Source organism: Bacteroides sp. AF25-38AC (assembly GCF_003602995.1).
Taxonomy (GTDB): domain Bacteria; phylum Bacteroidota; class Bacteroidia; order Bacteroidales; family Bacteroidaceae; genus Bacteroides; species Bacteroides uniformis.
In genome coordinates this window covers 33621-47110 of the sequence record NZ_QTMD01000013.1, presented here as the reverse complement: position 1 = coordinate 47110, position 13490 = coordinate 33621, and the positions used below count along the sequence as shown (strand labels likewise).

The following is a 13490-nucleotide window of genomic DNA, read 5'->3' as shown; positions in this document are numbered from 1 at the left end:
AATAGCGAATAGGAAAATGTTGGGTAAAGACCGGGAGTTTTGTTTATCTTTGCACCCGCAATTATCAATCGCCTTGCAACGATTGTCTGGAATTATCATATTATGAAACAGAAACGAATACCATTGGTGGGCAGACAATACCTTGTGCCCTTCATTTTGATTACCTCTCTTTTCTTTTTGTGGGGATTTGCCCATGCCATTCTGAATGTACTGAACAAGCACTTTCAAGAGATACTGGATATCACGAAGACACATTCGGCCTTTATACAGATGACGATGTATATGGGATACTTCATTATGGCCATTCCTGCAGGATTTTTCATCAGTCGCTTCGGATACCGCCGGGGTGTGGTATTCGGTCTGTTGCTTTACGGCGTCGGTTCGCTGCTCTTTATCCCCGGGCAGCATTATCTGTCTTTTAATCTTTTCTTGTTTGCATTGTTCGTGATAGGCTGTGGACTGACGTTTCTTGAAACTGCCGCCAATCCTTATGCCACAGAATTGGGCGCAAAGGAAACTGCTGCCAGCCGGCTGAATTTCGCGCAATCCTTCAACGGTCTGGGATGTATCTGTGCACCGGTACTGGCTGGACTGCTGCTCTTCTCGAAGGATGGGCAGATGGGCTCGGGTAATGTCGCATTGCCCTATATCTGCATGGGGGTAATTGTGTTGCTGGTAGCACTGGTCTTTTCAAGAATCAAGTTGCCCGAGATTGAACATAGTGTGGAGGTGGACGAAGCTGGTAATAAGGTCGGATTGTGGTCACACCGGCTTTTCATTTTCGGGCTGATAGCCTTGTTTGCCTATGAGGTCGGCGAGATTTCCATCAACAGCTTCTTCATCAACTACGTGGTGGAGCAGAATTGGATGAATGCCCGCGAAGCTTCCGTAGTGCTTTCTTTCGGTGGACTGGGATTATTTATGTTAGGACGTTTTGCCGGTAGCTGGATTATGGGACGTGTGCGTGCCGAGAAGATGTTGCTGGTTTGTGCTACGGGCACTGTGATGACTACCTTGTTGGTGTTGCTGGATGTAGGAATGGTGTCGCTTGCAGCTCTGTTGTGCGGATATGCATTTGAGGCTATTATGTTTCCCACGATTTTTGCACTTTCCTTGCGCGGGCTGGGCAACCATACCAAGAGGGCTTCCTCTTTCCTGATGATGTCTCCCGTGGGAGGCGTGGTAGGTCCGCTGTTGATGGGACTGGTGGCAGACCATACGACGATGGTGTGGGCGTTCATCGTACCGCTGGTTGCCTATTGCGTGGTGTGGGCATATGCCCGCAAGATGGTGTCCGTCTCTACCGCTTCTTCAATATAGAAGGAAGCCTGCGACTCCGGCAAGGATTATCAGTAAGATAGGGTGGAGGTTCCACTTCCACGTCACGCCGAAAGCGGCTGCAAAGATAAGTATGCTTTTGTAATCTATGAAATTTTCCTTGTTCATCAGCAATAGGGCAGCAGCAGCTATCAATGATACGGACATGGGCAGCAGTCCCGACATTGCCGCCTTGATGTATTTGTTGTCCTTGCATTTCACGAAGAAGTAAGAGATGAGCAATACCAGGATGAACGAGGGAAGGCATACTGCAACGGTGGCCACGACAGCTCCCCACACGCTTTGAGTAACTGCATAGCCCACATAGGTGGCACTGTTGATGCCTATCGGACCGGGCGTCATCTGCGAGATGGCCACCACGTCCGTGAATTGTTGCAGGGTGAGCCAGTGATGGTGGTCCACCACCTCGTATTGGATGAGGGACAACATGGCGTAACCGCCTCCAAAACCGAACATTCCGATTTTCAGATATACCAATATCAGCTGCCAATAAATCATATCTGTAATTTTCTCAGTTTATCTTTTAACCATAATGTATAGAGCATTCCTCCTGCAATTCCTGCAAGGACAATGTATACGGGGGATAGCCCGAATTGCCAGATGAGTATGGTGGCGATGGCTGGAAGCACCAGTTGCCAATACTTCAGCTTCAGTGCCCGTGCAGCCGAAATGCAGGGTATCACAATCAGTGCGACTACTGCCGGACGGATACCGTTAAAGATGCGTATCATCACCTGGTTGTCCTGAAAATGAGCGAAGAACATGGCTATCAGCATCATGATGACAAAAGAGGGGAGGATTGTGGCAAGTGCACACACCAGGCTACCTTTTACTTTATGCAGCTTGTAGCCGACGAATATGGATATATTGACAGCAAAAACACCGGGAAGTGACTGGGTCAACGCAAACATTTCCATGAAATCTTCTTTACTCATCCATCTCTTTTTTACGATTTCCCGTTCAATGAGAGGTATCATAGCGTATCCGCCACCGATAGTGAACATTCCTATCTTGGCAAAGGTCATAAAAAGCAGTAAATATTTCATTATTTCTCTTCGGGTGACTTTCTTTTGCAAAGAAACCCAAATTAATCAACATATACAAATTAGGGGGATAATATTTATTTATTTATTAATATTTTATATTACAGGGCTATATTCTTAAATCTATTTAAAAGGAGAATATTCCGTCGTAAATAAGCTTTATCTTTAACACGTAATTACAAATAATATAAATGTAGATATGATACAGATAGTGCAATTACATGGTACGGATAAAAAGCTGTACGAGCTTGTAGCCCCTTTGGTTATGAGCCCGGAAGTGCTGAAACAGAACTACAATTACCCTTTCCGGACATCGGAAGAGTACGAGTGGTTTGTTGCTCTGGATAATAAACATGTTGTAGGTTTTGTGCCGGTGGAGCACAAGAAGTATGAATGTGTCATCAACAACTATTATATTAAGGAAAGGAATGTTGACACGCTAAAATTGCTTCTGGAAAAGGTACTTGAGAAGCAGGGCGAGGAGAGTAGTCTGACGGCTGTTAGCTTTGTTGAAGATAGGGATGTCTTCAGCGAGCTGGGCTTTTTGGAAGACAAGGTATGGACCCGTTATGTGAAAATGAAGAAAAACAGATAATTATGGCTACACCCAAAAATGTGTATGAACTGGCGCAAGAACGTCTTGATGTGATTTTTAGGGAATTTGACACGATATGCGTCTCTTTTTCGGGAGGAAAAGATAGTGGAGTGTTGCTGAATTTGTGCATAGACTATATCCGCCGGAACCGGCTGAACCGTAAACTGTGTGTATTCCATATGGACTATGAGATACAGTACAGCATGACCATTGATTATGTGGACCGGGTATTGGAGGCGAATAAGGATATATTGGAGGTGTATCGTGTTTGTGTGCCTTTCCGTGTAACGACTTGTACGTCGATGTACCAGAGTTACTGGCGTCCGTGGCAGGAGGATTTGGAGGACATTTGGGTAAGGAAGATGCCGAAAGGCTGCCTCACTAAAGAGACGTTTCCTTTCTACACTCCCGAAATGTGGGATTATGAGTTCCAGATGCACTTTGCCAAATGGCTGCATGAGAAGAAGGATGGAGTGCGTGCCTGCTTTCTCATAGGCATCCGTACGCAAGAGAGTTTTAACCGCTGGCGCAGCATCCATCTGAACCGGAAGTATCAGATGTACCACAATTACCGCTGGACCTCGAAGATAGGCAATGACATTTTCAATGCTTATCCCATTTATGATTGGAAGACGACGGATATCTGGACGGCCAATGGCAAATTCGGCTTTGACTATAACCATTTGTATGACCTATATTATAAAGCCGGAGTCAATATCGAACGCCAGCGTGTGGCAAGCCCTTTTCTTTGTGAGGCACAAGAGAGCCTGAAGCTGTATCGTGTCATCGACCCGAATACTTGGGGAAGAATGATAGGGCGGGTCAACGGGGTGAACTTTACCGGTATTTACGGAGGGACGCGTGCTATGGGGTGGCAGACGGTCCGACTGCCCGAAGGGTATACGTGGAAAGGCTTTATGCAGTTCCTGCTTTCCACCTTGCCGGAAGAGACCCGGAGGAACTACTTGAAAAAGCTTACCGTCAGCATTGAATTCTGGCGTACAAAAGGGGGGTGTCTGGCTGACGAGACCATCCAGAAGCTGAGGGATGCAGGAGTGTCCATTGAAGTGATAAATATCACGAATTACAAGACAAACAAGAAGCCGGTGCGCATGGATTATCTGGATGATATTGACATCGCGGAATTCCGGGAAATTCCCACTTATAAGCGGATGTGCATATGCATCCTGAAGAATGACCATGCCTGCAAGTACATGGGTTTTGCCTTGAACAAGGAAGAGGCATACAAAAGAGACAAGATAATGGAACAATTCAAAAATATGATGTTATGAGCGTAGATAAAAGTCCGGTATATAACGTAAGGGCAATTCCAATAGAGAAAATACAAGCAAACGATTACAATCCGAATGTAGTGGCACCGCCCGAAATGAAGCTTCTGGAGCTTTCCATCTGGGAAGATGGTTTCACCATGCCTTGTGTCTGTTACTATGATGAGGAAGAGGATAACTACATCCTGGTGGACGGTTACCACCGTTATCAGGTGTTGAAGACATCCAAAAGAATTTATCAGCGCGAAAACGGGTTGCTTCCCGTGGTCGTGATTGACAAGGAACTTTCCAACCGTATGGCGTCCACTATCCGTCATAATCGTGCCCGTGGTACGCATAATATCGAGTTGATGTGCCATATTGTTGCGGAATTGGACAGAGCCGGTATGTCTGATGAATGGATAATGAAGAATATCGGAATGGATCGCGACGAAGTGTTGCGTTTAAAGCAAATTTCGGGTCTGGCAGACTTGTTTGCGAACAAGAACTTCAGCATTCCGGATAAGAAAGAAGAGTATGTGGCGGATAAATAAATGAATATTTCAGGGGTGGATTTTTTAATCTGCCTCTTTATATTCATTAACAAGTGAAATATTTCGTTGCAAACTTGCATAATTTAGTCAAATCGCCTACATTTGTCAGCATCAAAACAAACAGAATAGGTCCTATGTGCTTTAAGGCACTATAAAAAACATTACATGAAGAAAATTTTGGTTAGTGGCGGTGCTGGTTTTATAGGTTCTCATCTTTGTACCCGATTGATAAACGACGGGCATCAGGTGATTTGTCTGGATAATCTTTTCACCGGTTCGGAAGGAAATATCACTCATCTGAAGAGCAATCCCCGCTTTGAATTTGTACTGCATGATGTGGAAACCCCTTATGAGGCAGATGTGGACGAAATCTATAATCTGGCTTGTCCTGCTTCTCCCATCCACTACCAATATGATGCCATTAAAACCATCAAGACTTCTGTATTGGGCGCCATCAATATGCTGGGACTGGCCAAAAAGACGAATGCCAAGATATTGCAGGCTTCTACCAGCGAAGTGTACGGTGACCCCGTTATTCATCCCCAAGTGGAAAGTTATTGGGGAAATGTAAATCCAATTGGCCTCCGTTCTTGTTATGATGAAGGGAAGCGTTGTGCCGAGACATTGTTTATGGACTATCACCGCCAGAATGGAGTGCGGATCAAGATTATCCGTATATTCAATACGTACGGTCCTCGGATGCTGCCGAATGACGGACGGGTGGTTTCCAATTTCGTGGTTCAAGCATTGCAGAACCAGGATATTACAATATACGGTTCGGGTAATCAGACGCGAAGTTTCCAATATGTAGATGACTGTATAGAAGGTATGGTGCGGATGATGAACACGGAGGACGATTTTATCGGTCCGGTAAACTTGGGAAATCCGAATGAATTCTCCATATTGGAACTGGCGGAAAAGGTCATTAGGCTGACGAATTCCAAGTCGAAACTGATTTTCAAGCCACTGCCTCATGATGATCCCAAACAGCGTCAGCCGGACATCACTCTGGCAAAGGAAAAGTTGGGCTGGGAACCGACTATAGAGCTGGAAGAGGGTTTACAGTATATAATAGAGTATTTTAAGGAATATCGTTCCTAACTAAATAGTAATTTTGATAACGGGAAAAACAATATAGAAAGATGAACATGGAAATAAATCCTTCCGAATACAAGATTCTCATCGTTGACGATGTGATGTCAAACGTTTTATTGTTGAAAGTGCTTTTGACAAATGAGAAATTCGCGATTGCTACTGCAAGTAACGGGCGGCAAGCGTTGGAACAGGTGGAAAAGGAAAATCCTGATTTGGTTTTGCTTGACGTAATGATGCCGGACATGAGTGGTTTTGAAGTAGCTCAACATTTAAAGTCAAATCCGAATACAGCTGATATTCCAATCATCTTTCTGACCGCACTGAATAGTACGGCAGATATTGTGAAGGGGTTTCAGGTTGGCGCGAATGACTTCATCTCTAAGCCTTTCAATAAGGAGGAATTGATTATCCGTGTTACCCACCAAATATCTTTGGTAGCTGCCAAACGGTTGATTTTGAGTAAGACGGAAGAACTGCAACGTACTATTGCCGGGCGTGACAAGCTTTATTCGGTGATTGCCCATGACTTACGTTCTCCGATGGGATCCATCAAAATGGTGCTGAATATGCTGATATTGAACTTGCCATCTGAGAAAATTGGCGCCGAAATGTACGAGCTTCTGACGATGGCTAATCAGACTACGGAGGATGTGTTTTCATTGCTGGATAACCTGCTGAAATGGACAAAGAGTCAAATCGGTAAGTTGAACGTGGTTTATCAGGATGTGGACCTCGTCGAAGTGACAGACGGTGTCATTGAGATTTTCAGTATGGTGGCAAGCCTGAAGAAGATAAGAATCCGCGAGATGAAACCGGAAAAAATGATGGTCAACGCTGATATTGACATGCTGAAGACAGTGGTCCGTAACTTGTTGAGTAATGCCATTAAGTTCAGTAAGGAGAATTCAGAGGTACTGGTGAAGATGGAGGAAGTAGATGGTATGGCAGTTGTCAGTGTCCAGGATTATGGCTGTGGCATCAGCGAGGAGGGGCAGAAGAAGTTGTTGCATACTGATACGCATTTCAGCACGTTCGGCACGAACAACGAAGAAGGCTCGGGACTGGGCTTGTTGCTATGCAAGGATTTTGTCGTGAAGAATGGCGGTAAACTGTGGTTTACTTCCAAGGAAGGCGAAGGCTCCATATTCAGCTTCTCTATTCCGGTGAAGAAGTGATAACGAAGAAAATAGAACGGATGGTCCGTTGAAGTAAAACAGACCATCCGTCAGACTCAAATAGACCGTCTGTTACGGTCGTGCAGACCATCTGTTTCTTATGAACGGATGGTCTGTTTTTTTATCTCTTACACAGACTGCGGAAATCGCAATATTCACATTTCCGGGTATCCTCTGTTTGGCTGAATGTTTCTTCTTGGCTGAATATCTCCTGCAGGAGTCCGTGCAGCCGTTCGCGAAACTCGTCTTCGAAGAAAGCGAAGTTGTTGACCGGTACCTTGGGTTGTCGCGGCGCTCCCATTTCGATGACCGGGGAGTAGCTTTCGGAAGCTGCCCGGTGGATGTAAAGTAGGGAAGGGGCTACCTTCAGCGATTGCTTGCGGCAGAGGATGGCGGCGTACAGAAACGTCTGGAAAATATAGTTGGGACGGTTGTCGGCGGGAGTAAACAGTTGTTCTATATTTTCAGGAGTCTTGGGAGTACCGCCTGTCTTGTAGTCCACGATACGTAGCGTGTCTCCTTTGCTGTCCAGGCGGTCGATGGTACCGCCTATCTGTAAGGCAAGCTTTCCTTGCGGAGTATCTATTTCCATCATTTCTCTGACGTCCTGTTCCATACCCTCCATACGGAACGGGGCATATTGCAGGTCATTGCGCAGAAGCTGGCGCAGGTAAGAGGCAATGACTTTGGAATGGATAAGCTGCGTACCGTTATATTCCGGTTGCTCCGTAAGGGGCACATGGAAGAACTTTTCTTTAAAAGCATTGTCCACATAGGCTTGCAGGCGGACATCGTCTTTCAGTAACTGTTCCAGGTCTTCTTTACGTATTTCCCGTCCGTTGGTTGTCAGTTCGTTGTACACCAGTTCGGCAGAACGGTGGAAGATGGTGCCGAAGAGGGCGGAGTCTATTTCGGCGCTTACTTCATCGAGAGCCTTCAGGCCGGCTACGTATCGGTAGTAGAATTTCAGCCGGCAGTCCAGATAGGCATTGAGGGCAGAGGGGGAGAAGAACGCTTTGGGACGTCGGTGGATGTCGTAGGCGTCGAACATCTGTTGCAACATCTCCGGTGTCTTGTGAATCTCAATTTCCAGGGCTTGTTGTGGAGATTGTCCGGCTTCAAGGTACTCAAGGGAGATGTTGTGCGGCGACTCTACCAGGAATTGCAGCATGAAGCGGGACATCTCCCCGCGGTTCAGTCCGTCCGAAGAGATGTTATATAATAAGGTGACGTTTTCTGCCCGTTGGATGAGGCGGTAGAAGTAGTAGGCATAGACGGCATTCTTGTGTTCTATGGTGGTCATGCCGAAGGCCTTCCTCAGGTTGTAGGGAATGAAGGAGGAGTCGCCTCCGGCTTTGGGCAATTGCCCTTCGTTGAGGGAGAGCATGATGAGGTTACGGAAATCGAGGTTACGCGTTTCCAGCACCCCCATTACTTGCATGCCGATGGCGGGTTCTCCGTGGAAGGGAATGTTGGCAGAGGTAAGCAAGCGGTTCAGCAGTCGCTTCAGCGTGTCTGTGCGCACACCACTCAATTCGCCGGTCTCTATCAGGCTGAGCAGGCGGTTGACGAGGGTGTAGCTTTTGAACAGAGACTCGCGGTACAGCTGGTTGAAGATGTCTTCCACGTCTTTTTCCTGGCGGTAGAGGACGGCCACTTCGCGAAGCAGTTCGGTGAGGTAGCTGCATAGGGCGGCGATGCCGTTCTGTGGTGTAAAGACTTGTTCAAGGAATGCGTCCTGCTTCAGCTCCGAGGGAAGGGGATAGAAGCGGTTGTCCCGGGTAAGCTGTTTTTCCAGTGTTTCGGCATTGGGGGAAAGTTGCCGGGTGTAAGGGTGTTTCAGCAGCGTGATTACGGTTTCGTAGATGTATCGTCCGGTACCTGCATGGTAGCCGGTAGTCTGTAGCTCTACAAGGGCGTTGATAAAACTGTACACCGGAGTTTGGGCAAGGGGAAATCCCATTGTGATGTTGACGTTCTTTACCTCTGCCGGAATGGAGTGGAGGACGGGAAGCAGTAGGGATTCGTTGCAAAGGACAACGGCAGTGTCTTTGAATGAAGAAGGGGCTCTTAATTCTTCATTCCCCCTAATCCATTGCGGCAAGTAGCGGGCTTGTGCATTTTCGGTAGAAGCGGAGATAAAGCGTACGTTCTTGGGTTTCCGCAGTACATCAAAAGAAGTTTCGGGCAGTTGGTTGGGAAACAGCTTTAGGTTGCGGAGGATGAATTCGCCTGCTTCGTGGGTATAGGGCGGCTTTTGCTCAAGGGGAAGACGGGTGTAGAACACGTCGTAATCCCAATAGAACATTGTTTTCCCGGCATCCTGCAAGAGCTGGAAGAAACGGGTTTCTACTCTATTCAGCACGTTGAAGCCGACAAATACATAGCGGTCGTAGCGCAGTCGGTCGGTGTCGAGTTGCTCCATGACATTGCGGTACATCATGCCTTCGTAGGCGATGCCCAGTTCTGTAAGATTGCGGCGGTAGTGGCGGTAGATGTCGCCCAGTTTATCCCAGAGGGAGATGAATTTGGCTTTCAGCTCCGTGCGCTTTTCTATGGAAAAGTTCTGGAAGAACTGGCGGATGGCTTCTTCTTGTTCTTGGTCGAGGAAGTCGTAATTGTCCATAATGTTCTTCAGTTCTTGCAGGTTGCTGAAGAGTTTGTCGGCATCTACAAGGTTTTTGTCTACGTCATCGAAATCGCTGATGAGCAGTTCTCCCCAGAAGTAGAAGTCATCCAGAGTTTCTTCGCTGCGGGTCTCTTCGCGGAATACCTTATACAATTCGCATACCAGACGGATAGGGTCACCGGACTTCAATGGAGAGAGTTGCCGGAACAGTTCGCTGATGCTGACGTAGGCAGGCGACCACAAAGGGCGGTCCGTTTCAGTTGCCAGATATTCGTTGAAGAACAGACTGGCACGTTTGTTGGGGAAAACGATGGCGGTGCGCGAGAGGTCGTTTCCTATTTTGGCGTAAAGGTCGCGGGCGACCAGTTGGAGGAATGTTTCCATGATTTAGTTGATAATTGATAATTAATAGTGGATGGGGAGTGAGTTATACCGGTTCTATGTTGTTCTCCTCTACATACCACAAGTAACCTCGTATATTTTCTGCGACATACCCCATGCGGACCAGCAGTTGCATGTATCCCTGCACCTGCTTGTTGTACTTCTTGTTTGGCTTTCCGAACTTGAAGTCCACCACTACGATTTCTTCGCCACGCATCATCACGCGGTCCGGGCGGCGTGTCCGCAGTTCACCGTTTTCCTGCCAGATGATGTCGCATTCATTGAATAGCTGCCACGTTCCTGAATACCAGTCCTTGACTTGAGGCAGGGAGAAAGCGCGTTGGGTGAGATTGCGTATTTCTTCTTCCGTCTCACTCCGTCCAATCACACCTTCAAAGACGAGCTGGCTGATGGCATTGTCAATGTCTTTTTCCGTTTCGATGGCAGAGAATAGGGTATGCAGCAAACGTCCCCGGTTGATGAAGCGCTGGCTGGACTCTGCTTCGTCCACTCCTGCTATGAAGTCTGCCGAACGGTTGGATTGCCGGAACTCGATGTCGTGGAGCATGCTCTCCATGTGGACGGGCAGTTTGACCGGCTTTTGCGAAAGTCTGTTGACTGGTTGCTGTTCGTAAACCTCAGGTTTACGTTCGCAGTATAGAGGTTTCTGTTCGTAGTATAGAGGTTTAGCTTCGTCGTTAGCAGGGTTGTCTGCGTCATGCTGTGAGACGGGGACGGGGGAAGGGCAAATCTTGCCGTTCTCATATATGGAAGCCTCTTCGTCCCAACTGCCTGCTCCGTCTTTGGCTATGTGGGGCAGGGTGTTGGCAAGGAGTTCGGACATGGTTCCCTTCTGTTCCTTTCGGCTCCAGAGGATGAGGTTCTTGCCGGCACGGGTAAAGGCTACGTACAGCAGATTCAAATTGTCTACCCACAGCTGAAGACGTTCGTGCAGATAGTCCTGCCGGTATATGGATTCCGCCATGGTGGTGGAATAGTTCACCGGTACTAAGCTGATGGCATTATAAGGCTCTTCCGGTGGGGCGCACCACACCAGCTGGTTGTTGGTTTCGTTCTCCAGCTTCCAGTCGCAGAAGGGAATCAGTACGGTATGGAATTCCAGTCCTTTGGACTTGTGGATGGAGAGGATGCGTATGCCGTTCATCTCACCGCTGGGGATGGTTTTGCTGCAAAGGGTTTCGTCCCAGTAGCGGATGAAGCTGGCCAGTTCGGAAGAATTGCTTTGCAGATACTCAGTCACAGCATCGAAGAAGGAGAAGAGGTAGGCATCCTGCTTTTCAATGCGGCTCATGCCGAAGATGCTGAACAGTTCTTCCAGTAACTCATACAAAGGCATCAAGCGCAGCGTTTCCCGTCGGGAGGTAAAGGTTTCGGGCAGGGGAGTGGCTATGATGAATCCCGACTGCTCGTCATTTGTCATTTGTAATTTGTAATTCTCCATCAGTGCAGCCTCCGCAATCTTGTTCTCCGGATTCGATAGGCAGCGCAGGGCATCCATCAGCATGCAGATGGCAAGGGAGGCATCCAGACGGAAAGCTTCGTCGGACACGACAGAGAGATGCAGTTCTTTGTCGAAATAGTCGGCTATCGGCGGGATATTCTTGTTCTTGCGGACAAGGATGGTGATATCATTCAGTGTTACGCCCTCTTCCAGCAGCCGTTGCACCTCTTCTCCTAAAGCGAGAAGGGTCTGCTCTGTATAGTTGTGTTCATCGTCCGGTTCCAGGAAGGTGGCTTTTACGTAGCCGTACTCCGTGCTCTTGGGCGATTCCTGCACTACGTCGGCATAAGCGCGTTTCAGGGGTAGGCAATCCTCTTTCAGTTCGTTCAGGTGTAATGCATTGAGGTAGTCTATGGCAGCGGTAAATACCTGGTTGTTGAAACGGATAATGTTGGTTTCGCTACGCCGGTTTGTTTTTAGGGTTTCCACACGGACGGGGAAGGAGTTTAAGTTTAATTCTTTATTTCCCAAGCTGTTCAGTATTCCCCAGTCCCCGTTCCGCCAGCGGTAGATGGACTGCTTCACATCTCCCACAATCAGACTGTCGGCTCCTTGCGAAAGTCCTTCGAGCAACAGCAGACGGAAGTTGTCCCATTGCATGCGGCTGGTGTCCTGGAATTCGTCAATCATGACGTTGCGTATGTTGGCGCCGATTTTCTCGAAGACGAACGAAGAGTCACCCTCGCGCACCAATTTGTGCAGCAGGGCGTTGGTGTCCGAAAGTAGAAAGCGGTTATGTTCTCGGTTCAGTGTACGTACCTCTTCGTCAATATGGTTGAGGAGTTGTAGTTTGTTGAGATGCTGGAGCGAGAGACGGCAACTGTTCAGGGTGCGGTTGCGTTGCGGACGCATTCTTTCGGCTTCCTGCAGTAGAGGTATCAGGCTGGTTTTTGCCAGACAGATGATGTCGTCCTTCCGTGAGGATGTTTTCGTTGCCCAGTTTTTTGCATCTGCCAGGCTGTTTTGCAGGGTGGCGTTCAGCACATCTTTGTCAGACAGTCTGCCGTCGCGCAGTTTGCGGAAGTAACTGCCGATGCCTCGGGCACCTCCTTTCAAGTCTTCGGGAGTGAGGGCATGCCCTTCCAGTTCGCCTTCAAACTGGTCGTAGAAACTTTTCATCTGTTCCAGAGCCTCGGTTTCCATATCGCGCAGCACATCCCGGTAGAGTTTCAACGTGTTCGGAGTACGAAGGCATTGCCGTAGTTTTTCGCCGCGTTCTATGTAGCTTTCATCGAAGATGTTTCGTCCGAAACTTTTCACCTCATTCGATACGTTCCAGCGTTTGTCGTCGCGGATGCGCTCGTCGATGTAGTCCAGGAGCCATGCCAGCACGGGAGAAGTGGGGGTAAGCTTCTCGATGAGGCTGTCTACGGCATCACTCAGCACTTCACTGTTGTTCAGCTCTATGTTCAGGTTAGGACTCAGTTCCAGTTCGCGGGCAAGGTTGCGCATCACAGATTGAAAAAAGGAGTCGATGGTTTCCACGCGGAAACGGCTGTAGTCATGCAGCATGTATTGCAGTGCCATGCCGGCCCGTTGACGAATCTCCCCGTCCGTCAATCTGTCCCCGCCTTCTCCTTTAATTTTTAATTTATAATTTTTAATTCTCTCCAAGTATGCTTCGGAAGAAGGTGCTCCCTTCCAGATACCGTAAAGCTGTGTCAGTATGCGCTCCTTCATCTCTGCCGTAGCCTTGTTGGTGAAGGTTACGGCAAGTATCTGCCGGTAGGCGCGTGGATTGATTATCAAATGCTTGATGTATTCCACAGCCAGCGTAAAGGTCTTGCCTGAGCCGGCAGAGGCTTTGTATACTAATAATTCCATGTAAATTGCTGCATTGAGTATGTATCTGCAAACGTACACAAAAATAATGAGAAAAATAAATGCTTC

Annotated in this window: 10 protein-coding genes; 6 read left to right on the top strand and 4 right to left on the bottom strand. The window is 47.9% G+C overall.

Features of this window, described 5'->3' with window-relative positions; all coding sequences use genetic code 11:
* The first annotated feature begins 102 nt into the window (after window positions 1–102).
* A complete protein-coding gene (locus DWY55_RS10545) occupies window positions 103–1320 on the top strand; it encodes a sugar MFS transporter (RefSeq protein WP_120178080.1) in 1218 nt (405 codons plus the stop codon).
* On the opposite strand, the gene DWY55_RS10540 is transcribed toward DWY55_RS10545, so the two are convergent.
* Both DWY55_RS10540 and DWY55_RS10535 read right to left on the bottom strand, forming a co-directional pair.
* Window positions 1312–1836 (bottom strand): chromate transporter, encoded by a 525-nt coding sequence (locus tag DWY55_RS10540; RefSeq protein WP_120178079.1) that lies wholly within the window; start codon window positions 1834–1836, stop codon window positions 1312–1314. The two genes, DWY55_RS10545 and DWY55_RS10540, sit on opposite strands and share 9 nt — an antisense overlap.
* On the bottom strand, window positions 1833–2384 hold the full coding sequence (locus DWY55_RS10535) for a chromate transporter (RefSeq protein WP_005825383.1): 552 nt from the start codon (window positions 2382–2384) through the stop codon (window positions 1833–1835). Before DWY55_RS10535 ends, DWY55_RS10540 begins: the two co-directional genes overlap by 4 nt.
* A gap of 196 nt (window positions 2385–2580) precedes the next feature.
* Between DWY55_RS10535 and DWY55_RS10530 the strand changes: the two genes are divergently transcribed.
* The 5 genes from DWY55_RS10530 to DWY55_RS10510 all read left to right on the top strand — a co-directional run bounded on the left by DWY55_RS10530 (window position 2581) and on the right by DWY55_RS10510 (window position 7068).
* On the top strand, window positions 2581–2976 hold the full coding sequence (locus DWY55_RS10530; RefSeq protein ID WP_005825381.1) for a hypothetical protein: 396 nt from the start codon (window positions 2581–2583) through the stop codon (window positions 2974–2976).
* A gap of 2 nt (window positions 2977–2978) precedes the next feature.
* Window positions 2979–4268: a DUF3440 domain-containing protein gene (locus DWY55_RS10525; RefSeq protein ID WP_005836560.1), complete on the top strand. Its 1290-nt coding sequence runs from the start codon at window positions 2979–2981 to the stop codon at window positions 4266–4268.
* Window positions 4265–4798, top strand: coding sequence for an IbrB-like domain-containing protein (locus tag DWY55_RS10520; RefSeq protein ID WP_005825377.1), 534 nt, complete (start codon window positions 4265–4267; stop codon window positions 4796–4798). The genes DWY55_RS10525 and DWY55_RS10520 overlap by 4 nt, the downstream gene beginning before the upstream one ends.
* A gap of 165 nt (window positions 4799–4963) precedes the next feature.
* A complete protein-coding gene (locus DWY55_RS10515; RefSeq protein WP_005825375.1) occupies window positions 4964–5899 on the top strand; it encodes a UDP-glucuronic acid decarboxylase family protein in 936 nt (311 codons plus the stop codon).
* A 41-nt stretch (window positions 5900–5940) separates the two neighbouring features.
* On the top strand, window positions 5941–7068 hold the full coding sequence (locus tag DWY55_RS10510) for a response regulator (protein ID WP_005836562.1): 1128 nt from the start codon (window positions 5941–5943) through the stop codon (window positions 7066–7068).
* Window positions 7069–7189: 121 nt separating this feature from the next.
* On the opposite strand, the gene DWY55_RS10505 is transcribed toward DWY55_RS10510, so the two are convergent.
* Window positions 7190–10081 carry a PD-(D/E)XK nuclease family protein gene (locus DWY55_RS10505; protein WP_057087778.1) on the bottom strand — a complete coding sequence of 964 codons (2892 nt, stop codon included), beginning with the start codon at window positions 10079–10081 and terminating at the stop codon, window positions 7190–7192.
* A 43-nt stretch (window positions 10082–10124) separates the two neighbouring features.
* The gene (locus DWY55_RS10500) at window positions 10125–13424 is read right to left on the bottom strand and encodes a UvrD-helicase domain-containing protein (protein WP_117958654.1); all 3300 of its coding nucleotides are present in this window, start codon (window positions 13422–13424) and stop codon (window positions 10125–10127) included.
* Window positions 13425–13490 lie beyond the last annotated feature (66 nt).

Excerpts from the sequence above, each read along its gene's own strand:
- DWY55_RS10545 (WP_120178080.1), top strand. The coding sequence starts at position 103 with ATGAAACAGAAACGAATACCATTGGTGGGCAGACAATACCTTGTGCCC.
- DWY55_RS10525 (WP_005836560.1), top strand. The coding sequence starts at position 2,979 with ATGGCTACACCCAAAAATGTGTATGAACTGGCGCAAGAACGTCTTGAT.
- DWY55_RS10535 (WP_005825383.1), bottom strand. The coding sequence starts at position 2,384 with ATGAAATATTTACTGCTTTTTATGACCTTTGCCAAGATAGGAATGTTC.
- DWY55_RS10530 (WP_005825381.1), top strand. The coding sequence starts at position 2,581 with ATGATACAGATAGTGCAATTACATGGTACGGATAAAAAGCTGTACGAG.
- DWY55_RS10540 (WP_120178079.1), bottom strand. The coding sequence starts at position 1,836 with ATGATTTATTGGCAGCTGATATTGGTATATCTGAAAATCGGAATGTTC.
- DWY55_RS10510 (WP_005836562.1), top strand. The coding sequence starts at position 5,941 with ATGAACATGGAAATAAATCCTTCCGAATACAAGATTCTCATCGTTGAC.
- DWY55_RS10500 (WP_117958654.1), bottom strand. The coding sequence starts at position 13,424 with ATGGAATTATTAGTATACAAAGCCTCTGCCGGCTCAGGCAAGACCTTT.
- DWY55_RS10505 (WP_057087778.1), bottom strand. The coding sequence starts at position 10,081 with ATGGAAACATTCCTCCAACTGGTCGCCCGCGACCTTTACGCCAAAATA.
- DWY55_RS10515 (WP_005825375.1), top strand. The coding sequence starts at position 4,964 with ATGAAGAAAATTTTGGTTAGTGGCGGTGCTGGTTTTATAGGTTCTCAT.
- DWY55_RS10520 (WP_005825377.1), top strand. The coding sequence starts at position 4,265 with ATGAGCGTAGATAAAAGTCCGGTATATAACGTAAGGGCAATTCCAATA.